General features: G+C 58.0%; 22 protein-coding genes. 13 read left to right on the forward strand and 9 right to left on the reverse strand.

The annotated features are described in order from the left end of the window. The 3 genes from BHE81_RS28665 to BHE81_RS07970 form a co-directional block, all read right to left on the reverse strand. Window positions 1-619: chromate resistance protein ChrB domain-containing protein (locus tag BHE81_RS28665; protein ID WP_228268725.1), on the reverse strand; the 619-nt coding region annotated here is incomplete at its 3' end. A gap of 128 nt (window positions 620-747) precedes the next feature. Next, window positions 748-1,941, reverse strand: a complete 1,194-nt coding sequence (locus tag BHE81_RS07965; protein WP_223177837.1) for an MFS transporter — start codon at window positions 1,939-1,941, stop codon at window positions 748-750. A gap of 186 nt (window positions 1,942-2,127) precedes the next feature. Continuing rightward, window positions 2,128-2,376: a tautomerase family protein gene (locus BHE81_RS07970; protein ID WP_004175772.1), complete on the reverse strand. Its 249-nt coding sequence runs from the start codon at window positions 2,374-2,376 to the stop codon at window positions 2,128-2,130. Between the two features lie 60 nt (window positions 2,377-2,436). Between BHE81_RS07970 and BHE81_RS07975 the strand changes: the two genes are divergently transcribed. Further along, entirely contained in the window at window positions 2,437-2,898 is a 462-nt protein-coding gene (locus BHE81_RS07975; protein WP_009307678.1) for a winged helix-turn-helix transcriptional regulator, read from the forward strand. Between the two features lie 177 nt (window positions 2,899-3,075). Beyond that, window positions 3,076-4,293 carry an MFS transporter gene (locus tag BHE81_RS07980; RefSeq protein ID WP_004189586.1) on the forward strand — a complete coding sequence of 406 codons (1,218 nt, stop codon included), beginning with the start codon at window positions 3,076-3,078 and terminating at the stop codon, window positions 4,291-4,293. 82 nt (window positions 4,294-4,375) lie between these two features. On the opposite strand, the gene BHE81_RS07985 is transcribed toward BHE81_RS07980, so the two are convergent. Continuing rightward, window positions 4,376-5,284: a DUF535 family protein gene (locus BHE81_RS07985; protein ID WP_004180248.1), complete on the reverse strand. Its 909-nt coding sequence runs from the start codon at window positions 5,282-5,284 to the stop codon at window positions 4,376-4,378. 289 nt (window positions 5,285-5,573) lie between these two features. Here BHE81_RS07985 and BHE81_RS07990 point away from each other — a divergent pair, with 289 nt between their 5' ends. Further along, window positions 5,574-5,714 carry a hypothetical protein gene (locus tag BHE81_RS07990; protein ID WP_002908189.1) on the forward strand — a complete coding sequence of 47 codons (141 nt, stop codon included), beginning with the start codon at window positions 5,574-5,576 and terminating at the stop codon, window positions 5,712-5,714. Between the two features lie 45 nt (window positions 5,715-5,759). Here BHE81_RS07990 and BHE81_RS07995 read toward each other — a convergent pair whose 3' ends face one another. Then, window positions 5,760-6,650 carry a LysR family transcriptional regulator gene (locus BHE81_RS07995; RefSeq protein ID WP_004180250.1) on the reverse strand — a complete coding sequence of 297 codons (891 nt, stop codon included), beginning with the start codon at window positions 6,648-6,650 and terminating at the stop codon, window positions 5,760-5,762. A 140-nt stretch (window positions 6,651-6,790) separates the two neighbouring features. Here BHE81_RS07995 and BHE81_RS08000 point away from each other — a divergent pair, with 140 nt between their 5' ends. Genes BHE81_RS08000 through BHE81_RS08025 form a run of 6 tightly spaced genes read left to right on the forward strand, consistent with a single transcriptional unit; the run spans window position 6,791 to window position 12,515 of the window. Next, window positions 6,791-7,498, forward strand: a complete 708-nt coding sequence (locus tag BHE81_RS08000) for a CoA transferase subunit A (RefSeq protein ID WP_023342764.1) — start codon at window positions 6,791-6,793, stop codon at window positions 7,496-7,498. Window position 7,499: 1 nt separating this feature from the next. Beyond that, window positions 7,500-8,156 carry a CoA transferase subunit B gene (locus BHE81_RS08005; RefSeq protein ID WP_002908192.1) on the forward strand — a complete coding sequence of 219 codons (657 nt, stop codon included), beginning with the start codon at window positions 7,500-7,502 and terminating at the stop codon, window positions 8,154-8,156. Window positions 8,157-8,165: 9 nt separating this feature from the next. After that, window positions 8,166-9,347, forward strand: a complete 1,182-nt coding sequence (locus tag BHE81_RS08010) for an acetyl-CoA C-acetyltransferase (protein WP_004151182.1) — start codon at window positions 8,166-8,168, stop codon at window positions 9,345-9,347. A gap of 11 nt (window positions 9,348-9,358) precedes the next feature. Further along, entirely contained in the window at window positions 9,359-10,282 is a 924-nt protein-coding gene (locus tag BHE81_RS08015) for a 3-hydroxyacyl-CoA dehydrogenase family protein (RefSeq protein ID WP_023316960.1), read from the forward strand. Between the two features lie 44 nt (window positions 10,283-10,326). Beyond that, window positions 10,327-11,721: a GntP family permease gene (locus BHE81_RS08020; RefSeq protein ID WP_196543521.1), complete on the forward strand. Its 1,395-nt coding sequence runs from the start codon at window positions 10,327-10,329 to the stop codon at window positions 11,719-11,721. 23 nt (window positions 11,722-11,744) lie between these two features. After that, entirely contained in the window at window positions 11,745-12,515 is a 771-nt protein-coding gene (locus tag BHE81_RS08025) for a 3-hydroxybutyrate dehydrogenase (protein ID WP_004189574.1), read from the forward strand. A gap of 19 nt (window positions 12,516-12,534) precedes the next feature. Here the strand turns inward: BHE81_RS08025 and BHE81_RS08030 are convergent, their stop codons facing one another. Continuing rightward, window positions 12,535-13,407: a LysR family transcriptional regulator gene (locus BHE81_RS08030; protein WP_004145376.1), complete on the reverse strand. Its 873-nt coding sequence runs from the start codon at window positions 13,405-13,407 to the stop codon at window positions 12,535-12,537. 106 nt (window positions 13,408-13,513) lie between these two features. Between BHE81_RS08030 and budA the strand changes: the two genes are divergently transcribed. The 4 genes from budA (at window position 13,514) to BHE81_RS28670 (ending at window position 17,812) form a co-directional block, all read left to right on the forward strand. Beyond that, window positions 13,514-14,293, forward strand: coding sequence for an acetolactate decarboxylase (budA, locus tag BHE81_RS08035; protein ID WP_002908205.1), 780 nt, complete (start codon window positions 13,514-13,516; stop codon window positions 14,291-14,293). A 9-nt stretch (window positions 14,294-14,302) separates the two neighbouring features. Next, window positions 14,303-15,982, forward strand: a complete 1,680-nt coding sequence (gene alsS, locus BHE81_RS08040) for an acetolactate synthase AlsS (protein ID WP_004200174.1) — start codon at window positions 14,303-14,305, stop codon at window positions 15,980-15,982. A gap of 23 nt (window positions 15,983-16,005) precedes the next feature. Next, on the forward strand, window positions 16,006-16,776 hold the full coding sequence (locus tag BHE81_RS08045; RefSeq protein ID WP_004151179.1) for a (S)-acetoin forming diacetyl reductase: 771 nt from the start codon (window positions 16,006-16,008) through the stop codon (window positions 16,774-16,776). A gap of 394 nt (window positions 16,777-17,170) precedes the next feature. After that, entirely contained in the window at window positions 17,171-17,812 is a 642-nt protein-coding gene (locus BHE81_RS28670; RefSeq protein WP_023301838.1) for a hypothetical protein, read from the forward strand. A 128-nt stretch (window positions 17,813-17,940) separates the two neighbouring features. Here the strand turns inward: BHE81_RS28670 and BHE81_RS08055 are convergent, their stop codons facing one another. The 3 genes from BHE81_RS08055 to BHE81_RS08065 form a co-directional block, all read right to left on the reverse strand. Continuing rightward, window positions 17,941-18,477, reverse strand: a complete 537-nt coding sequence (locus BHE81_RS08055) for a GNAT family N-acetyltransferase (RefSeq protein ID WP_004151178.1) — start codon at window positions 18,475-18,477, stop codon at window positions 17,941-17,943. Window positions 18,478-18,552: 75 nt separating this feature from the next. Then, window positions 18,553-21,669 carry a multidrug efflux RND transporter permease subunit KexD gene (kexD, locus tag BHE81_RS08060; RefSeq protein WP_004151177.1) on the reverse strand — a complete coding sequence of 1,039 codons (3,117 nt, stop codon included), beginning with the start codon at window positions 21,667-21,669 and terminating at the stop codon, window positions 18,553-18,555. Window positions 21,670-21,706: 37 nt separating this feature from the next. Then, window positions 21,707-22,591, reverse strand: a complete 885-nt coding sequence (locus BHE81_RS08065) for an ABC transporter six-transmembrane domain-containing protein (RefSeq protein ID WP_004151176.1) — start codon at window positions 22,589-22,591, stop codon at window positions 21,707-21,709. Window positions 22,592-22,599: the final 8 nt, after the last annotated feature.

Consider the following 22,599-nt stretch of genomic DNA (forward strand, 5'->3'; position numbering starts at 1 on the left):
CCCCCAGCCACAGGAACCGCGCCTCGTCGTCAATAAAGCGCCGGATAAGCCAGGCGCTGGCCAGACGATCGACCCACGGGCGTCGGCGGGTGGCCCACAGCCGGCCGCGAAAGGCGCCTCTGTCCAGCAGGCTCAGTTCGCCCGCCACCGACTGCGGCTCGTTCGGCGATAGCCGCTGATTAATGACCTGCTCGATAGTGGCCAGTCGCTCAGCGGCTTGCTCCCGGGCGGCCCCCGGAAAGAAATCAATGGCCTCGATCCGCCGGTAGTCACGCTGAATTTTACGCAGTTGTTTGAGCTGAGCCGCCAGTTCGTCGTTGGATAACGTCCCCTGCAGCGCCTGCAGATCCTGCAACAGCGCGTCGTACTTTTCACGACGATCGAATAGCGGCCTGAGCGCCTCTTCTTCCGCCGCCTCAATCGTGAAAACATACCCGGTCCCCCCTTCCGCGCGGATCGCCTGGCAGGTGCTGAGGAAAGTGTCATAGCCCTGGCTCACGTCGGGCAGCAGATAGACCCCATCGCGCAGGACCGCTGCCCCGCTCTGCTTCAGGGTTCGCCAGACACGCATGCGCAGCGTGGCTTGAGACGTTGTCAGGTTAAGGATCAAGAGATGCATTGTCATGTTGTAGAGATTACTACAGCATGTAGCGTCTGTGACGTTTTTACGCGCAAGGAGTCAGATGAATTTCAGCAATGCATAGCTGAAAAAAGCAAAAGACGGCCTGCGCAGCGGCAGGCCAGGCGCTAAGCGCGGGATGGGGATAAGGGGCGCAGCAGCAGGGTCAACAACGCCACCGCAACCGGGACCAGGGAGCCCCACAGCACGGCGTTCCAGCCGAAGGCGTTGAGCAGAACCCCGGACGAAAACGACCCCACGATCATCACGCCGAAGACCAGAAAATCGTTGAGCGACTGAACCTGGGTCTTCTCTTCCGGGCGGTGGAAATCGATGATTTTCGCCGAGGCGCCGGTGAAGCCAAAGTTCCAGCCGATGCCGAGCAAAATCAGCGACAGCCAGTAATGATACACGCCGAGACCGCTCAGGCCGACCGCCACCGACGCGGCGGTGATCAGCAATCCCGCCGCCGCCATTCGCACTGCGCCGAAGCGCTGGATCAGCCGGCCGGTGAAAAATCCCGGGCCGTACATCGCCATCACATGCCACTGGATCCCAAGGTTGGCGGCCTGCTGGGAAAGACCGTGCATATGCATGGAGAGCGGCGCGGCGGTCATCAGAAAATTCATCACCATATAGGCCACCGCGCCGCTGAATACCGTAGTGGCAAAACCCGGCTGGCGGACAATCTCGCGCAGCGGCCGCCCTCCGCGCACGCTGGCCGCCGCGGGCTCCGCCGATGTCACGCCTGCCAGCAGAATGGCGGCGAGCGCCGCCACCAGCGCCTGAGCGAGAAAGGTGAAGGCAAAGGTATGAGTCGGCCAGAGGTGCATGGTGCCGGTGACCAGCATCGGGCCAATGATCCCGGCGGCCACGCCGCCGCCCATCACCAGCGACAGCGCGCGGGCACGACGTTCCGGAGCGACGCCGTCGGTGGCGGCAAAGCGAAAACTGAGCGCCACCGCGGCATAGGCGCCGCCAAGCATCGCAGCGAAGCAAAACAGCAGAAAAGAGCCCAGCACCACCGCCAGAGCGGCCGCCAGACCGGTGACCACCCCGGCGCCGGTTCCGGCCATAAACGCGGCTTTGCGGCCCCGCTTACGCGCCAGCGCGCCGAAAAGCAGAATCGAGGCCGCCATCCCCAGCACAAACAGGGTGATCGGCAGCGTGGCCAGCGACGGGCTGGGGGCAATCGCGTTACCCACAATGGCGCCGGTGGCGTAGAAGACCACCGAGTTGGCGCCGGCCAGCGCCTGAGCGGCAGCCAGGCGAAGGATATTTTTGTTCTGCACCGCCAGCGGCAGCATGTGTTCTGTAGACATCCGTTGTTTTCACCGGTTTGAGAGTGGCGCCAGGCTGGCCGTCTGGCATCGCGCCCTGTTTGTTGGGTTCCCTGACCGTTACCTTAGCCGCAAAATACGCTTTTGCATCATAGCGAATCGCAATATTACCCGGCGATCTGGCCCCTCTTCTGCGCCAGACCGCCGGGCCTGGCTTCGCCGCCCGTTTTATTCCGGGGATCCGTCGCGTCGCGCGGCGGCAAATTTCGCCGCGATCATCGCGGCCGTCGGCTGGACGCCCCCCAGACTCCACTGCTCCGGGTCATGTTCGTCAATGCGGATCCAGACGGACTGGCGGAACTGCGGATCGCCCTGCCCCTCAATCTCCACCAGCAGATCGGTCATCCGTCGCAGCAGTTCACTTTTCTGTTCCGCGGTCATGATCCCTTTAATGGTTTGCACGTTAACAAATGGCACGCTATGCTCCTTAGCATCTAAGTCTAAAATTCAAACTCAGAGTAGAAGGTCAATCTCGCGATGTCAAAAAATAAATCACTGCCCTACCTCGACCCGGCGCTGTGCGGCCTGGCGGAAGGAGCCAAAATACTCGGCGACCGCTGGGTGCTGCTGATCCTCCGCGAGGCGTTTTACGGCGTGACGCGCTTTGAAACGATGCTGTCGCACACCCATATTACCCGCCAGACGCTCACCACCCGGTTAAAAACCATGACCGAAACGGGATTGCTCAGCAAAGTGCCCTACCGGGAAGCCGGCTCCCGCGAACGGTATGAATATGTTCTGACTGATAAAAGCCGTAGCCTGGCGCTGGTGCTGTTCGCCCTGATGGAATGGGGCCACCAGCACGTGCTGCACAGTGCGCCGCATATAGCATTGGTGGACAGCGCCAGCGGCGAGGCTGTCCATCCGGGGTTTATTACTGCCAGCGGCACCGTGGCGAGCCCCGCCGCCCTGCAGATCGTCAAGGCAGACGAACGCTAATAGCGCCGCTACAGAACTTTCGTACGCCTCTGGCGAAAGCCGCCGCAAGCGGGTATGTTGCATAGCCACGGTACCCGACGAGCGCGGGACATTTTTGTTTCATCGAACTGTGCGATAAAGGATGAAGGTATCCGGTGACCATTCCGACGTGCAGATCGCGCATGCTAAAGGTAGAAAATGTCGCTTCGTTCTCTGCGGGCTTTATGTCTGACCAGCTTTTTTATTGCCGACGTGCGCGACGGCCTCGGCCCGTTTCTGGGGATCTTTCTCACCCAGCGTCACTGGCAGGCGGAGGACATTGGCCTGCTGATGTCCGTCGGCGGTATCGCCGGCCTGCTGGCGACCCTGCCCGCCGGCTTCATCACCGACAGCTCGCGGCATAAGCGCTTGCTGCTGGCCGGGGTCTGCCTGGTGATCACCCTCACCACCCTGCTGCTCTGGTTTAGTCAGAAGACCAGCGTGGTCGCCCTCTCGCAAGTCGCCAGCGGCATCTGCGCGGCCTTTGTCGGACCGCTGATCGCCGGGATTACCCTCGGTCTTGCCAGACAGCGCGGCTTTAGCGCCCAGATGGGGAAAAACGAAGCCTTCAACCACGCGGGAAATTTCTTCACCGCGCTAATGGCCGGGGCTATCGCCTGGTACTGGGGCATCGGCGGCATTTTCATTCTGATGGCCTGTACCACGCTGCTTACCCTGGTCGCCCTGCTGGCGATCCGCGGCGGCGATATCGACGATGATGCCGCCCGCGGCATCGAAGCGGCATCCACGCCCTCCCTGCCGGGGTTTGCCATCCTGTTCCGCCATACGCCGCTGCTGATCGCCGGCGTAACCCTGATGCTGTTCCATCTCGCCAATGCCGCACTGTTGCCGATGCTGAGCATGCGGATCGCCGCCGCGCCGGGACACCTCAATCCCGGACTGTTTGCCGCCGCCACGGTGATTATTTCGCAGGTGGTGATGATCCCGGTGGCCATCCGGGTCGCCGGCAGCATCGACAAATACGGTTACTGGCGATGCATCCTGCTGGCGCTGCTGATCATGCCCATCCGGGCGGCGCTGGCGGCGTCCAGCGACGCCCCGGCGATGATGGTCCCGGTGCAAATTCTTGATGGCCTGGCGGCAGGGATTTTGGGGGTGGCGGTGCCCAGCTTTATCGTCTCGCTGCTGCGCGGCAGCGGGCACGTTAACGCTGGACAGAGCGTGGTGATGCTGATGCAGGGCGCCGGGGCGGCAATGAGTCCGGCGTTAACCGGGTCTATCGCCGGGCACTACTCCTATGCCACCGCCTTCGGCGTGCTGAGCGTTATCGCGATTGTCGCCCTGATGGTATGGTGGCGCAGCGCTCCGCTGCTCACCGTCTCCGCGTCACCGCCAGTCGGCGAGAGCGGGCAGTAACCTACGGCACAGCGACCTGGGGAGAGAGGAAATCGCCAGCCGGGCAGCAGCCCCCTGCTGCCCGCCTGACGTGTGAGTGGCGTTAATTCACCCGCGCAGGCAAGGTAATTTGCTGCAGGGCATTCGCCATATTAATCTGAATCAGCTCTTTAAGACCTTCGCGCTTAATAAACTGGCTCCGGTGCTTACTTTTCACCTCTTCAATACTCTTTTTGATCTCTTGCGCCGGCAGTTTATACCAGCCGCGAGCCTGTTTCTCACCGCCCATTTCCAGCCACAGCGATGAATAACTGGCTTTCACCAGATCGCTTTTCACGTGATAATCAGAATCGATGGCGTAGACCGTGGAGATGTTGAAATATCGCAGCAAACCATACAGCACGCTCATGATGATATTTTTCGGCCGCGCGCCATGCAGCTCTTTAGTCAGCACCTTCACTTCGTCATTGGTGATATCTTTCCCGCCCTGGATGCCGCCGATATAAGCGCGGCCATCGTCGGTGCAGGAAAAACAGACGCTATAGACGCGCCGGTCGCCAAGAAACAGCTGCAGCATCAGCTCCCCTTCCTCCTGAAACGGCGAGGCCAGCAGCTTAACGTCAAGCTTATCGCCATTTTTCAAGGGAATAGAAAACATCTCGCGGCCAAAATCCGCGACATTGTAGAGCTGCGGCAGGACATCAGGGTGAAACGTTTTCTCGATGAAATTCAGTGAACCATGGGCAATATCCAGTTTGCGTCGTTTTGACAGCCGTTTATTGAGATACGCTTTAAACGGTTTATCCTCAAAAGGCACCAGTCCTTTGGTCACCGCGGTCAACCGCGCGCACTGATATTTCGCACAAAGTCCTTGATATTCTCTGTATTTACCTCCTGCGAGCGAGAGCTCTCTGCATTTTCGTAAAATTTTTTTATAGCTTATTTTGACCTGACCGATCACTTTATTATGTTTACGCCATTCTTTGATGGCGCCTGCAACAGTATGTTCCATTGATTAAGATCCATAGATTCATCCATAATCGCGGCCATATTAACATAAAAGCGTTTCGTCAACGCTTAATTACTCCTTCGTTGTCCTTTCATTTAATATTTAGGCAGGAAATTATCCTGGCGACGTTATTTGTCGCTAAACTTATTCTGTCAACGATTATTTATGGTAGGTAACGCCCTCCGCTCAGCGACTTAACGCTCTGTGCCTTCGGCGCGAAGCGCGGCTACATCCGCTGGCGGTTATGCCCTATACTTGACCCTGATTCAAAACCAGCAACGATAGGTAACTTATGGAAATTGATCTCGACAACCTGGTCTTCAGCGGCCTGGATGAAGCGGAAGAGCGCAACGCGGAGCGTCTGGAAGAAGCGGACAAAAAAGCCCAGGCGATCGTTGCCGACGACGACTGCGGCGACGCCTGCAAAATCTGATTGTCAAACCGGCCAGCAGGCCGGTTTTTTTTTGACGCCCACACCTCAGGTGGGTAAAAACCCTTTCAGCGTATCCAGCAGCGCCTGCGCCGCCTTCGACAGCGGCAGATGTCCGGCATGGATCGCGCCGACGCACTTCTCAATCGGCGGATCGCTGAGCGGGATGCAGACGGCGCCCAACGATGCCATCTGCGTTTTACACAGCGCCGGCACCGCGCTGCCCCCCAGGCCGCTGGCCACCATCCTCCCCACCGTCACCAGCTGATGACTCTCCAGCGCCACGTCCAGCTGACGTCCGCTGCGCGCCAGCGCCTCCTCCAGCATCAGGCGTACCGCCGAGGGGCGCTGCAGGGTAATAAAGTCGAGGGTCAACAGCTCCTGCCAGCTGAGCTGCTTTTTCTTCGCCAGCGGGGATTGTTGGGGAACGATCGCCACGAAGCGGTCCACCGCCAGCGGGGTAAACAGCAGGTTGTGGTTGGGCGATGGCTCGAAAGCGATGCCCATCTCCACCCGCCCCTCGCGCACCATCTCGATCACCTGCTCATTAATCACGTCATGCACAGTGACGTTCACCCCGGCATAGCGGTCGCGGAAGGCTTTCAGCGCCTCCGGCAGAACGTTGGCGGCAAACGACGGCATCGCAGCGACCGAAATTTTCCCCCGCTGCAGGGTAAAGCTCTGACGCATGGCCTCCTCGACGTTATCCCAGTCGGCCAGCAGCTGACGGGCCATCGGCAGAAAGAGTTCCCCCTCCTGGGTGAGGGTCACTTTGCGGGTGCTGCGCTGCAGCAGCGCGCCGCCCAGCGCCTCCTCCAACCCTTTGATGGTCAGGCTGAGAGCTGGCTGCGACAGATTCAGCCTTTCGCTGGCGTGGGCGAAATTCAGAGTGTGAGCTACCGCTAAAAACGCGCGTAACTGTTTGACACTCATTCTCATTTTTCTTCCTGTTAACTAATTGAAAAAAATTAGTTAACAGGAAATTAATTAAAATTCCAAATGAGTGAGTCACAAATTCAAAATTATCAAATCAGTCGCCTGCGCCAATGATAAGGCTATCGCAAGGCAGGAGAGACAAGATGGCAGGACTGGATAAACGCGTCGCCAGTTACGAAGCGGCGCTGGAAGGGTTAACGGACGGCATGACGCTGCTCGCCGGCGGCTTCGGCCTGTGCGGCATTCCCGAGAACTTGATCGCCGAGGTGCAGCGTCGCCAGGTGCAGGGGCTGACGGTGGTCTCCAACAACTGCGGGGTCGACGGTTTCGGTCTCGGCATGCTGCTGGAGTCGCGCCAGGTCAGCAAGGTGCTGGCCTCTTACGTCGGGGAAAACGCGCTGTTTGAACAGCTGGTGCTCAGCGGCGAGCTGGCGGTAGAACTCACCCCGCAGGGAACACTGGCGGAAAAAATCCGCGCCGGCGGCGCTGGCATCCCCGGCTTTTACACCGCCACCGGGTATGGCACCCCGGTCGCCGAAGGCAAAGAGGTGCGCCAGTTCGACGGCCGACACTACATCCTTGAAGAGGCGATCCGCGGCGATTTCGCGCTGGTCAAAGGCTGGAAAGCCGACTGGTACGGCAACGTGGTCTATCGCCACACCGCGCAGAATTTCAACCCGCTGATGGCCACCGCCGGGCGCATTACGGTGGTGGAGGTGGAAGAGATTGTGCCGCCGGGCGAACTGCCCCCCTCCGCCATCCATACTCCGGGGATCTATGTCGACCGGCTGATCGTCGGGCAATTCGAAAAACGTATTGAACAGCGCACCCTGCGCGCCGGAGGGCACTGAGATGCTGACCCGTGAACAAATGGCGATGCGCGTCGCCCAGGAGCTGCGCGACGGCGACTACGTCAACCTCGGGATCGGTATCCCGACGCTGGTGGCCAACTACATTCCCGCCGGCATTGAAGTGATGCTCCAGTCGGAGAACGGCCTGCTGGGGATGGGCGAATTTCCCGATGAGGAAACCATCGACGCCGACATGATTAACGCCGGTAAACAAACCGTCACCGCGCAAACCGGGGCGGCGATCTTCGATTCCGCCCAGTCGTTCGCCATGATCCGCGGCGGCCACGTCGACCTGACCGTTCTTGGCGCCTTTGAGGTCGACGTCGCGGGCAACATCGCCTCATGGATGATCCCTGGAAAAATGGTCAAGGGGATGGGCGGCGCCATGGACCTGGTGGCCGGCGCGCAGAACATCATCGTGGTGATGACCCACGCCTCAAAAAACGGCGAATCCAAACTGCTGCCGCAGTGCACCCTGCCGCTCACCGGCGTGGGCTGTATTCGCCGGGTACTCACCGATCTGGCCCTGCTGGAGATTGTCGACGGCGCGTTTGTCCTGCGCGAAGTGGCCCCGGGGGTCAGCCCCGACGAGGTGATACGTAAAACGGCGGGACGGCTGATCGTCGCCGACGACGTGCGCGAAATGCGCTTCAGTTAAGGAGAGACCATGACCGATATTGCCATTGTTGCTGCCGTACGCACCCCGGTAGGCAGCTTTCGCGGCGCCTTCGCCCCTCTTTCCGCCGTCGACCTCGGCGCAGCGGTGGTGCGCGGCCTGCTTGAACGCTGCCAGCTGCCCGCCGCAGCGGTCGACGAACTAATTTTCGGCCAGGTGCTTACCGCCGGCTGCGGGCAAAACCCGGCGCGCCAGACCGCGCTGCGGGCCGGCCTGCCGGTCGACACTCCGGCGGTCACCGTCAATCTGGTGTGCGGCTCCGGGCTGAAAGCGGTTCAGCAGGCGGTGCAGGCGATCCGCTGCGGCGACGCCGGGATCGTTATCGCCGGCGGCCAGGAGAGCATGAGCAATGCTCCCTATCTGATGCATGGCGCCCGCGACGGCCTGCGTTTCGGCCACGCCAGCCTGCAGGACAGCATGATCCAGGACGGCCTGTGGGATGCCTTTAACGACTACCACATGGGCATTACCGCCGAGAACCTCGCCGACGCCTTCGACATCAGCCGCGAGCGCCAGGACGCCTTCGCCGCCAGCTCCCAGCGCAAAGCGGCGGCCGCTATCGCCGCCGGGCGCTTTCGTGAGGAGATCGTTCCGGTCAGCGTCCCGCAGGGCAAAAAGCCGCCGCGAGTCGTGACTGACGATGAGCAACCGCGCCCGGAGACCAGCGAGCAGCAGCTGGCCCAGCTGCGCCCGGCGTTTCGCCCGGCTGACGGCAGCGTCACCGCCGGGAATGCCTCGTCGCTGAACGACGGCGCCGCGGCGGTCCTGCTGATGCGCGTCGATAAAGCGCGCGAGCTTGGGCTGCCGGTGCTGGCGCGCATTGTCAGCTCAGCGGTCGCCGGGGTCGACCCGTCGGTGATGGGCATCGGCCCGGTGAGCGCCTGCCGCCAGGCGCTGCAGCGCGCCGGCTGGACGCTGGACGAGGTGGACCTTATCGAAGCCAACGAGGCCTTTGCCGTCCAGGCGCTGGCCGTCGGCCAGCTGCTTGAATGGGACAGCGAGAAGGTCAACGTCAACGGCGGCGCCATCGCCCTGGGACATCCCATCGGCGCCTCCGGCTGCCGGATCCTCGTCAGCCTGGTGCATGAGATGCAGCGCCGGGGCGCCAGCAAAGGGCTGGCAACCCTGTGCGTCGGCGGCGGCCAGGGCATCGCCATGACTCTACAACGTTAACAGGAGCCACTATGTTTACATCACGCCTGGCGGTACTCGGCGCGGGACTGATGGGCGTCGGTATCGCCTGCCATTTCGCCCGTCACGGTCACGCCGTCCGCCTGTATGACACCGACCCGCAGCGTCTCGCTGAGGTTCCGGCGGTGGCCAGCGCCATCCTGTGCGAGCTGGAGGCCAGCGGTCAGCAGGATCCCGCCGACCGCGACGCGGTGCTGGCCCGTCTGACCCCCACCCCGACGCTGAATGCCCTGGCCGATGCCACGCTGCTGATTGAAGCGATCCCCGAGCGGCTGGCGCTGAAGCACGCCCTGTACGCCGAGCTGGAAACGCTGATCGCCGACGAGGCGATTATCGCCAGCAACACCAGCGGCCTGCCGCCGGATCAGCTGGCGCAGGGCATGCGCCTCCCGGAACGGCTACTGATCGCTCATTTCTGGCATCCGCCGCACCTGATCCCGCTGGTGGAAGTGGTGCCCGGGAGCGCCACGCTGCCTCATCTGGCACGCCAGGTGAGCGACTTTTGCGCCGCCTGCGCGCTGGAGGCGGTGGTGCTCAACCGCGCCGCGCCGGGCTTTGTCGGCAACCGGCTGCAGTTCGCCCTGCTGCGCGAAGCGCTGCATATCGTCCACAGCGGCATCGCTTCCCCGGAGGTGGTGGACCAGGTGATGCGCGCCTCGCTGGGCCGCCGCTATGCGATGGTCGGCCCGCTGGAGGCTGCGGACATGACCGGCCTGGCGACGGTCCAGGATATCTGCCAGCACCTGCTGCCGGAGCTGGCCAGCGGCACGGAGATGATGTCGCTGGTGGCGGAGAAAGTGGCGCGAGGCGACACCGGCGCCCGCAGCGGGCAAGGCTTTTACCGCTGGGACGAGGCCCGGCACCAGCGCATCCAGTCGCGCCGGGAACACCAGCTGCGCTTCGCCCTGAAACCCTAGTATCGCGTTCTGTACCCCTACAATAACAATGAGAGTGAGACGTCGTGATGAGTGTGATAATAGCCCTGGCCGCGCTGGCGTTACTGATGCTGGCAGCCTACCGTGGATACAGCGTGATCCTCTTTGCGCCGATCGCCGCCCTCGGCGCGGTGCTGCTCACCGACCCGGGCGCGGTCGGCCCGGCCTTTACCGGCCTGTTTATGGAAAAAATGGTCGGCTTTGTGAAGCTCTATTTCCCGGTGTTTCTGCTGGGCGCGGTATTCGGCAAGCTGATTGAGCTGTCGGGATTCTCTCGTTCGATTGTCGCCGCCGCCATCCGCATCCTTGGGCGCCGCCACGCGATCCCGGTGATCGTGCTGGTGTGCGCCCTGCTGACCTACGGCGGGGTGTCGCTGTTTGTGGTGGCCTTTGCCGTCTACCCTTTCGCCGCCGAACTGTTTCGCCAGAGCGGGATCCCCAAACGGCTGATCCCCGCCACCGTCGCCCTCGGGGCATTCTCGTTTACCATGGACGCCCTGCCCGGCACGCCGCAGATCCAGAATATTATTCCCACCAGCTTCTTCGGCACCAACGCCTGGGCGGCCCCCTGGCTGGGGCTTATCGGCTCGCTGTTCATTATCATCTTCGGTTTGCTGTGGCTGGAGCGTCAGCGCCGCAAAGCGCAGGCCAGCGGCGAAGGCTATGGGACCGACCTGCAAAATGAGCCGGAGACCCCGGATGACATCGATCTGCCGCATCCGTTGATCGCTATCGCCCCGTTGCTGTTAGTGGGGGTGCTGAATCTGCTGTTCACCCACTGGATCCCGCAGTGGTACGGCGCTAGCCATGAGCTCACCCTGCCGGGCCTGGCGAAGCCTGTCGTCACCGAAGTGGGGAAAATCACCGCCATCTGGGCGGTGCAGGCGGCGCTGCTCTCCGGCATTGTGCTGGTGCTGGTTTGCGGCTATCGCAATATCCGCGGCCGGCTGGCGGAGGGAAGTCGTACGGCGGTGGGCGGGGCTATTCTCGCGGCGATGAACACCGCCTCTGAGTATGGCTTCGGCGCGGTTATCGCCGCCCTGCCGGGTTTCCTGGTGCTGTCAAAAGCCCTCGCGGCCATTCCCAATCCGCTGTTAAACGAGGCGATCAGCGTCACGGTGCTGGCCGGGATCACTGGCTCGGCCTCCGGGGGGATGAGCATCGCCCTGGCGGCGATGTCCGAGACCTTTGTCGCCGCCGCCCACGCCGCCAATATTCCGCTCGAGGTACTGCACCGTGTCGCCGCCATGGCCAGCGGCGGCATGGACACCCTGCCGCACAACGGGGCGGTGATCACCCTGCTGGCGATCACCGGCCTGAGCCATCGCCAGGCCTACGGCGGCATTTTCGCCATCACGGTGATCAAAAGCCTCGCGGTACTGTTTGTCATTGCCACGTTCTATGTGACCGGCATTGTCTGATACCAGATTGAAGGAGTAATACAATGAACTTACACGGTAAAACGGCGCTGGTCACCGGCTCCACCAGCGGCATCGGTTTAGGGATCGCCAAAGTGCTTGCGCAGGCAGGCGCCCAGCTGGTGCTCAATGGCTTCGGCGACAGCAGCCACGCCCGGGCTGAAGTCGCCGCGCTGGGCAAGATCCCCGGCTATCACGACGCCGACCTGCGCGACGTCGGGCAGATCGAGGCGATGATGCACTATGCCGAAAGCACCTTCGGCGGCGTCGATATCGTGATCAATAACGCCGGCATCCAGCACGTGGCCCCGGTGGAGCAGTTCCCGGTGGACAAATGGAACGATATTCTCGCCATCAATCTCTCCAGCGTCTTCCACACCACCCGCCTGGCGCTGCCGGGTATGCGCCAGCGCAACTGGGGGCGCATCATCAACATTGCCTCAGTGCATGGCCTGGTGGCGTCGAAAGAGAAATCGGCCTACGTCGCCGCCAAGCACGCGGTGGTCGGGCTCACCAAAACCGTGGCCCTGGAAACCGCGCGCAGCGGCATCACCTGCAACGCCATCTGCCCGGGCTGGGTGCTAACCCCGCTGGTGCAGCAGCAGATCGATAAGCGCATCGCCGAGGGGGTCGACCCGGAGCAGGCCAGCGCCCAGCTGCTGGCGGAAAAACAGCCCTCCGGGGAGTTTGTCACCCCGCAACAGCTGGGCGAAATGGCGCTGTTTCTGTGCAGCGACGCCGCCGCCCAGGTGCGCGGCGCCGCATGGAACATGGATGGCGGCTGGGTGGCGCAGTAAGCCGCTGGCGCCGCGAAGATCAGAACATCGCCAGAAAGCGTTTCACCGTACGCGAGCGCTCGAAGCGCCGCCAGGCGATGGCGATATCGGTCTTCAGCGGCGCCCCGCTAAGCGGGTGATAGCTGACGTTCGGCTGCTGGATGCAGGTCATCGACTGCGGAACCAGCGCGAAGCCGAAGCCTGCATTGACCATGCTCAGCGACGATGAAATTTGCGACGACTGCCAGGCGCGCTCCATATCGATCCCGGCGCGCAGGCAACTGTTATACACCAGCTCATACAGCCCGGGGGCCACCTCCCGCGGGAAGAGGATCGGCGCCACGTCGCGCAGCTGCTCCAGGGCAAGGGTCGGCTGCGTCGCCAGCGGATTATCGCGCGGCAGCGCGATAACCATCGGCTCCTCATCGATAATCCGCAGATTAAAGGCTTTACTGCTCTCGCACGGCAGGCGGACGAAGGCGATATCCAGCTCGGCCTCGCTCAGGGCGGTCATCAGATTGGCCATATTGTCTTCCATCTGGTGCAGGGTCACCCCGGGGTGGTCGAGCTGAAAACGGTGCAGCAGCGTGAAGATTTGCGGATGGAAAGCATCAGAACTGGTAATGCCTAGCGACAGGCTGCCGTTCATCCCGCGCGCAATGCCCTTGGCCTTCTCCAGCGCCGCATCGCTCATGGCGAGGATCTGGCGGGCATCCTCATAGAAAGACTCTCCCGCTTCCGTCAGCTCCACCCCGCGGGTTAAACGCCGGAACAGCGGGGTCCCCACTTCGCGCTCAAGCCGCTGAATTTGCTGACTTAACGGAGGCTGTGAAATACCCAGCTCCTTGGCGGCCTGGGTGAAGTGCCGCGTCCTGGCGACGGCGACAAAATAGCGAAGATAACGAAGTTCCATATCGAAAACGTCTCAAACCAGCATGGTTTCTATATTGGAACTGTGAGCTGAATCGGGTCAACATTTATTTAACCTTTCTTATATTTGTTGAACGAGGAAGTGGTATATGAATCATTCTGCTGAATGCACCTGCGAAGAGAGTCTATGCGAAACCCTGCGGGCGTTTTCCGCGCAGCATCCCGAGAGCGTGCTCTATCAGACATCGCTCATGAGCGCCCTGCTGAGCGGGGTTTACGAAGGCAGCACCACCATCGCCGACCTGCTGAAACACGGCGATTTCGGCCTCGGCACCTTTAATGAGCTGGACGGGGAGCTGATCGCCTTCAGCAGTCAGGTCTATCAGCTGCGCGCCGACGGCAGCGCGCGCAAAGCCCAGCCGGAGCAGAAAACGCCGTTCGCGGTGATGACCTGGTTCCAGCCGCAGTACCGGAAAACCTTTGACCATCCGGTGAGCCGCCAGCAGCTGCACGAGGTGATCGACCAGCAAATCCCCTCTGACAACCTGTTCTGCGCCCTGCGCATCGACGGCCATTTCCGCCATGCCCATACCCGCACCGTGCCGCGCCAGACGCCGCCGTACCGGGCGATGACCGACGTCCTCGACGATCAGCCGGTGTTCCGCTTTAACCAGCGCGAAGGGGTGCTGGTCGGCTTCCGGACCCCGCAGCATATGCAGGGGATCAACGTCGCCGGGTATCACGAGCACTTTATTACCGATGACCGCAAAGGCGGCGGTCACCTGCTGGATTACCAGCTCGACCATGGGGTGCTGACCTTCGGCGAAATTCACAAGCTGATGATCGACCTGCCCGCCGACAGCGCGTTCCTGCAGGCTAATCTGCATCCCGATAATCTCGATGCCGCCATCCGTTCCGTAGAAAGTTAAGGGGGTCACATGGACAAACAGTATCCGGTACGCCAGTGGGCGCACGGCGCCGATCTCGTCGTCAGTCAGCTGGAAGCTCAGGGAGTACGCCAGGTGTTCGGCATCCCCGGCGCCAAAATTGACAAGGTCTTCGACTCACTGCTGGATTCCTCGATTCGCATTATTCCGGTGCGCCACGAAGCCAACGCCGCGTTTATGGCCGCCGCCGTCGGACGTATTACCGGCAAAGCGGGCGTGGCGCTGGTCACCTCCGGTCCGGGCTGTTCCAACCTGATCACCGGCATGGCCACCGCGAACAGCGAAGGCGACCCGGTGGTGGCCCTGGGCGGCGCGGTAAAACGCGCCGATAAAGCGAAGCAGGTCCACCAGAGTATGGATACGGTGGCGATGTTCAGCCCGGTCACCAAATACGCCGTCGAGGTGACGGCGCCGGATGCGCTGGCGGAAGTGGTCTCCAACGCCTTCCGCGCGGCCGAGCAGGGCCGGCCGGGCAGCGCGTTCGTTAGCCTGCCGCAGGATGTGGTCGATGGCCCGGTCAGCGGCAAAGTGCTGCCGGCCAGCGGGGCCCCGCAGATGGGCGCCGCGCCGGATGATGCCATCGACCAGGTGGCGAAGCTTATCGCCCAGGCGAAGAACCCGATCTTCCTGCTCGGCCTGATGGCCAGCCAGCCGGAAAACAGCAAGGCGCTGCGCCGTTTGCTGGAGACCAGCCATATTCCAGTCACCAGCACCTATCAGGCCGCCGGAGCGGTGAATCAGGATAACTTCTCTCGCTTCGCCGGCCGGGTTGGGCTGTTTAACAACCAGGCCGGGGACCGTCTGCTGCAGCTCGCCGACCTGGTGATCTGCATCGGCTACAGCCCGGTGGAATACGAACCGGCGATGTGGAACAGCGGCAACGCGACGCTGGTGCACATCGACGTGCTGCCCGCCTATGAAGAGCGCAACTACACCCCGGATGTCGAGCTGGTGGGCGATATCGCCGGCACTCTCAACAAGCTGGCGCAAAATATCGATCATCGGCTGGTGCTCTCCCCGCAGGCGGCGGAGATCCTCCGCGACCGCCAGCACCAGCGCGAGCTGCTGGACCGCCGCGGCGCGCAGCTGAACCAGTTTGCCCTGCATCCGCTGCGTATCGTTCGCGCCATGCAGGACATCGTCAACAGCGACGTCACGTTGACCGTGGACATGGGCAGCTTCCATATCTGGATTGCCCGCTACCTGTACAGCTTCCGCGCCCGTCAGGTGATGATCTCCAACGGCCAGCAGACCATGGGCGTCGCCCTGCCCTGGGCCATCGGCGCCTGGCTGGTCAATCCTGAGCGAAAAGTGGTCTCCGTCTCCGGCGACGGCGGCTTCCTGCAGTCGAGCATGGAGCTGGAGACCGCCGTCCGCCTGAAAGCCAACGTACTGCACCTGATCTGGGTCGATAACGGCTACAACATGGTGGCCATTCAGGAAGAGAAAAAATACCAGCGCCTGTCCGGCGTCGAGTTCGGGCCGATGGATTTTAAAGCCTATGCCGAATCCTTCGGCGCGAAAGGGTTTGCCGTGGAAAGCGCCGAGGCGCTGGAGCCGACCCTGCACGCGGCGATGGACGTCGACGGCCCGGCGGTGGTGGCCATTCCGGTGGATTATCGCGATAACCCGCTGCTGATGGGCCAGCTGCATCTGAGTCAGATTCTGTAAGTCATCACAATAAGGAAAGGAAAATGAAAAAAGTCGCACTTGTTACCGGCGCCGGCCAGGGGATTGGTAAAGCTATCGCCCTTCGTCTGGTGAAGGATGGATTTGCCGTGGCCATTGCCGATTATAACGACGCCACCGCCAAAGCGGTCGCCTCCGAAATCAACCAGGCCGGCGGCCGCGCCATGGCGGTGAAAGTGGATGTTTCTGACCGCGACCAGGTATTTGCCGCCGTCGAACAGGCGCGCAAAACGCTGGGCGGCTTCGACGTCATCGTCAACAACGCCGGCGTGGCGCCATCCACGCCGATCGAGTCCATTACCCCGGAGATTGTCGACAAAGTCTACAACATCAACGTCAAAGGGGTGATCTGGGGCATCCAGGCGGCGGTCGAGGCCTTTAAGAAAGAGGGTCACGGCGGGAAAATCATCAACGCCTGTTCCCAGGCCGGCCACGTCGGCAACCCGGAGCTGGCGGTATATAGCTCGAGTAAATTCGCCGTACGCGGCTTAACCCAGACCGCCGCTCGCGACCTCGCGCCGCTGGGCATCACGGTCAACGGCTACTGCCCGGGGATTGTCAAAACGCCAATGTGGGCCGAAATTGACCGCCAGGTGTCCGAAGCCGCCGGTAAACCGCTGGGCTACGGTACCGCCGAGTTCGCCAAACGCATCACCCTCGGCCGCCTGTCCGAGCCGGAAGATGTCGCCGCCTGCGTCTCCTATCTTGCCAGCCCGGATTCTGATTATATGACCGGTCAGTCATTGCTGATCGACGGCGGGATGGTGTTTAACTAATAAAAAAAGCTCTGACATGGCTTGCCCCTGCTTTCGCGCAGGGGCTTTTTTTGGTTTGGGTGTAAGTGTAAGCATCCCGGAGAAACGAAGCATCGATATTTGAGGGCTTCTGGCGTTCTCACTTACGCTTCGACACGACGTGGGCAATCTGACTGGGATGAAGGTCTGATTTGAGCGAGGAGCGGAAGTTCGGGAACGGGATAGCTCCATTGATGACTTTATGCTACGTGTTAAACCACAGGTAATGGAGTTGCTGCCGGAGAAAGTAGTATTCTTTAGACTGAGATCTTTTGAAAGGAACTGTAGTTGCTATAAAATTGAGGAACCAAATTTTTTAGCTTTTAAAAAATAAAATATTATCTCTTTTAGAAATTAGATAAGCAGGAGAAAAGCTATGATATCGATAATAAAGGACCTATTTAGTAACCAAGTGGGTTCCGCAGTCATTCTTACTATCATTGGAGCGATTACAAAAAAGTATATTCAGTTTCATCGCAGAGACTTTTTTTCACGCTCATCCTCCGAGCAGATAAAAGCAGTCGAATGGCTTAGAACCTCTTCTGTACCCATCTCCGATCCGTTAGCAAAGGCGGAACAGCAGTTCCGCCTACAGTCGTTCGGACTGCATAGAGATTGGCATTTATCTTATAAAATCATATGCTTGAGTTCCGATTATGCACAGTCATTGATTCCGTCCTTGAAGGCAGTCTTGCGTTATCAGGGCATGTACACAATTACTAACGGGAATATATACCCTCATAAATTCCATAAGTGGATAATACCTTCTGTGTTAATATCGTTGCTATTATATATCGGTGCTGAGATATACAGAGGTTCTTCACAGAGTGATGGTATAGAGATTTTGAAATCTCTATACGTCGTTATTGTGGCTTTTATAGTATGGTGTTGGGTCGCTGCTTGTGCTCTGAGAGTATCAAGCATCAGTAAAAAGCTCAATGCCTATATCCCACCCGCAAACGATTTTAAATCCAAGACATACGATTTCAGTTCAATACTCAATAATAGATATCCCTAGCCTGGCTGATCTGCTTCCCGTAAATACTGATACCTGGCAGTAAGCGAGATCCGCTTCTGGCACGGCGCGAACTGTTAACTGAGCCAAAGGTCCGCCATGAGCGAGGAGCGGACATTTTTCTTCGTCCTCTACTTCGTCCATTCTTTATGCAGTAACGCATAGATGTATGTGTCGTCATACCTTGCCTTACCCTCCTCGTTTTCAAAGGAGACAAATTCTTTAAAACATCCTTCACGTCGCATAAGTAGTCGCTCGCATAGTTTTTGAGAGGAGTAATTATAATCTTCCACCCAGGCATACAAACGTCTGGCGCCTTTTACTTTAAATAAATAATCAAACAGTGCAGCAACTGACTCGCTTGCATATCCCTGATGTTCAAAACGTTGATTAAAATGCCAGCCTACTGACCAGGTATTGCTGTCTGGCTCGTTGCTATTGTCCGCAAAAAGATGTCCGATTAACGTATCGGTTTCATTTAGACAAACGGCAAACTGTGTTGGGTCAGAGGCTCGTTTAGCCACGTCGACCTCTGCCTCAGCGAGTGAATGTAACTTTTCATCCTTAAAGCAAGGAGTACGTGGTGAAGAGAGGTAATCAAAAAGAGCTGCCGCATCCTCTTCCTTAAAATGGCGAATGATTAATCTTTGAGTGGTAATGATGGTCATAATGTCCTTGATAATGTAATGCCAGCCAGTTCAGCAAGAAGTCTGCTTTAAACTGGCCGGAACACAGGGCAGAGATTAGCCGTTCCGGCTATTCCCCAGTCTATATTTTCGCATGCCTGTAAATCGTGTGATCGTCACGAAAAATACCGGAACAAAGAAAATGGCCAGTAGCGTTCCGCTAATCATCCCGCCGAATACACCGGTACCAATCGCATGCTGCGTGCTGTCGCTGGCTCCACTGGCAAGCATCAGCGGAACAACACCTAATGTGAAAGCCAGAGAAGTCATCAGAATTGGCCGTAAGCGTAGCTTTGCAGCCGTCAATGTCGCGTCAATAAGGCTCTTTCCTTCTTTCATCAATTGTCTCGCGAACTCGATAATCAGAATCGCATTCTTGGCGGAAAGTCCAATCAGGGTTATCAGACCCACTTTGAAAAAGACGTCATTCGTCATATTTGTAACGGATACGGCCAGCACAGCGCCGAGCAGCCCCAGAGGAACAACGAGCATGACCGCGAAGGGAATGGACCAGCTTTCGTAAAGAGCAGCCAGCACCATGAATACCACCAGTACCGAGAGCACAATAAGACCCGGAAGCTGTGATGCAGACTCTTTTTCCTGTAACGAACTTCCCGCCCACTCACCGGCGAACCCCGGTGGTAAGTGCTTAGCCAGATTGTCCATTGCCGCCATTGCGGTACCTGACGATTTTCCCTGTGCGGAACTCCCGGTTATGCGTATGGCAGGATATCCCTGATAGCGTATCAGTTGCTGCGGTGCAACATTCCACGAAAGCGTCACAAAAGTGGATAATGGAAGCATCTGCCCCAGACGGTTTTTAACAGACAAAGCCAAAAGTTGTTCAGGCTGCATCCGGTATGGCGCATCCGCCTGGACGATAACCTGCTGAACCCGACCATTATTGGTATAGTCATTAACATAATTGGAACCTGCTGCAACGGAAATGGTTTGATTTATTTCATCAAACGAAACCCCCATGGCTTCCGCTTTTTCCCTGTCGACATGCAGGGAAAGGCTTGTTCCCTCACCAAGTCCATCAATATAGACATCGGCAAGGTGAGGATTATGATTTGCCTGTACAATAAGCTCATCGGCCGCCTTTTTGAGTGCCTGATAGCCTTTCCCCCCTCTGTCCTGTAAATAATAAGTGAACCCGGATGAGGTTCCCATATCAGAAATAGCCGGAGGCAGCAGACTCATTGTTACGGCGTCCGGCACGTTTGCCATTTGGGACCGAATATGGTCAGCTTCTTCCTGTGCCGTGGTTCCTTTGCGTTGTCTCCAGTCCTTGAGGGTGGTGAATGCCATGGCCGAATTTTGGCCTGACCCTGAAAAACCAAATCCCAGAATCATAATGTTACTTTCTACCGCCTGCCGATGGGCGATCTCCTCTTCAAATGTATCGACGACCTTAAGCGTCCGCTGCATCGTGGCATCAGAAGGAAGCTGGATTGAGGACATAAAATAACCCTGATCTTCATCGGGTAAAAATGATGATGGTAAGGTGGACAGCCCGGCAAACAATGCCAAACATAATGCAGCGTAGATCATCATCATACGGCCAGTACGCTTCAGTACAAATCCCAGACCAGTGGCGTAAAACGAAGTCAGGCGATGAAAGTGAGCGTTAAACCACGCTGAAAATACGCTGCTTTTACCCTGATGAATACCATGTGGTTTGAGCAGGGTTGCACAAAGCGCAGGCGTTAACGTCAGCGCCAGGAATGCCGACAGTAAAATGGATATCGCCATCGAAATGCTGAACTGTCGATAAATAATACCCACAGAACCGCTGGCAAAGGCCATTGGTATAAACACCGCAGTGAGCACCAGCGTAATACCAATGATTGCCGGCGTAATTTCACGCATCGCTTCTCGCGTTGCATCCTGTGGAGACATTTTTTTGTCTTCCATCAGTCGTTCGACGTTCTCCACCACAACAATAGCATCATCAACAATAATCCCGATGGCCAGTATCATTCCAAACATGGTTAAAATATTGATGGAATAACCGCTTAATAGCATTACGGTAAATGTGCCGAGCAGCGCCACGGGTGCCACAATCGCAGGAATAAGCGTACAGCGTATCTTGTGAAGGAAAAGCAGCATCACGAAAAAGACCAGAACCATGGCTTCAACAAATGTCTCAACTACCTTCAATATCGATAGCTTTACAAATGGAGCCGTATCGAAAGGCACGGTGAATGTCATTCCCTCGGGAAGCACACCGGACAGTTCTGTTAACCGCGCGCGGATACCCGACGCAGTACTAATCGCATTTGCGCCAGGAGACAACTGAATGGCGGCAGCCGTTGCAGGCACGCCATTTTCACGGATGCCAAATGCGTAACTTTGCAACCCGGATTCCACGCGGGCAACGTCTGCCAGTGTCACCCGGGCGGCTGAGACCTGTGATTTAATCGTGATATTGCGAAATTCTTCAACCGAAGAGAGCTGCCCTTTTACCGTTATTGGATAGGTCACCTCTTGACTGCTCGTCGCGGGTTCATCTCCGGTTCTGCCCGGTGAAACAATCACGTTTTGTTGACTGATGGCGCTTAATACATCCGTAACAGAGAGCCCATAGCTGTGTAATTTCATCGGGTCCAGCCATATGCGGAGTGCCTTTTCTCCGCCAAAAAGCTGGACTTTACCTACACCAGGTACGCGACGGAGTTCATCAGTAACATTCCTTGCAAAATAATCGCTTAAGTCAGCTTCCTGATAGGCTCCGCTTGGCGATTTTAACCCCACCATCATTAAAAAACCGGAATTAGCTGCCTCAACATTTATCCCATTCTGTCTTACCGACTGCGGCAGGCGAGATTCCACAATTTTAATTTGGTTTTGCAGATCCATCTGGGCGAGTTTGATGTCGGTGCCGGGTTTGAAAGTTACCGTAATTGACGCCATCCCTGTCGTGTCACTGGAAGATTCAAAATAGAGTAAATTGTCAACACTCGAAATTTCACGCTCGATCAGAGACACGACGGATGTGTTCATCACTTCCGGGCTAGCTCCAGGGTAACTCACTGAAATGATAATACCGGGTGGCGCAACTTCAGGGTATTGCGCAACCGGTAAACGAGGTATGGACAACAGTCCCGTCAGAACAATAAACAGGGCAATAACCCATGCGAAGATGGGGCGCTCAATGAAAAAGTGCGGCATCAGGTGTACTTCCAGTCAACATACAAAGGGTAAAAGTTCAGCATGGTTTTCCTGATAAAGAGGTCTCATCGTCAGTCGAAACCCGTTTACCGATATCCCTGAGCTGGGAAAATTTCTCAAGAAGTTGTGGTGCGTCATCAAGGCTTGTTGCAAACATCCACATATAGGTCATGACGGAATAAATATGTCCGGCATTAATTCCGGATTCCATGCTCATCCTGATAATGGTCATGGAAAAGAGAGCAGAAACCAGAAGGCCTATTGATAAATATCCCCATGCCTCTCTGTCGGATAACACCACGCGCAGACGAGCAAGTGTGTCATAATGTCGCTTAAGAGCACCAAAAGACGCCTTATTAACATAATCGACCTCTTTCTCAAGGCGATTATTCAGCCGTCTGTAGAATGTCTCATTTTTGCTGGCATAGCTTGAGACAAAACACATCAGTATTGCCACGATGATCAAACAGGCTATACCTGTCCAGAATTCAATCCATAACAGCATAATTGCTGCGCCGAAAAGGGAAATGATCGAGGTGATCAATACGGGAAGGTGCAACTCGAAGAAATCTACAAATTCACGCGACAGAGTGACTCTCGCAGCAATAGTCGAGTGATTAAGTGAATATTTTCGCTGGGATAATACTACAGTCACAGCAAGACTTGCGTAGATACGTGCAAACGTTCGCGTATCGACACTACGTCTGGCGGCTCCCATGCACCACATGAACAGAACCATCAGGCCATAAAGGGCCGCATGTGACGTCTGTCCGCCCAGGATGGCATTTATCGCCATGCCCGCCAGAACGGGGTAGAGCAGGAATGCAACGTTTTCAGCAATAACCAGCATGAAAGTAATGCACAATTTCTTTCTGTGCCGCCAGGCAAGTCTCTTAAGTGAGATAGCAACCCCGGGGGCCATAGGTTTGT

Origin of the sequence: Klebsiella sp. AqSCr, from assembly GCF_008452795.1 — a bacterium.
Taxonomy (GTDB): domain Bacteria; phylum Pseudomonadota; class Gammaproteobacteria; order Enterobacterales; family Enterobacteriaceae; genus Klebsiella; species Klebsiella pneumoniae.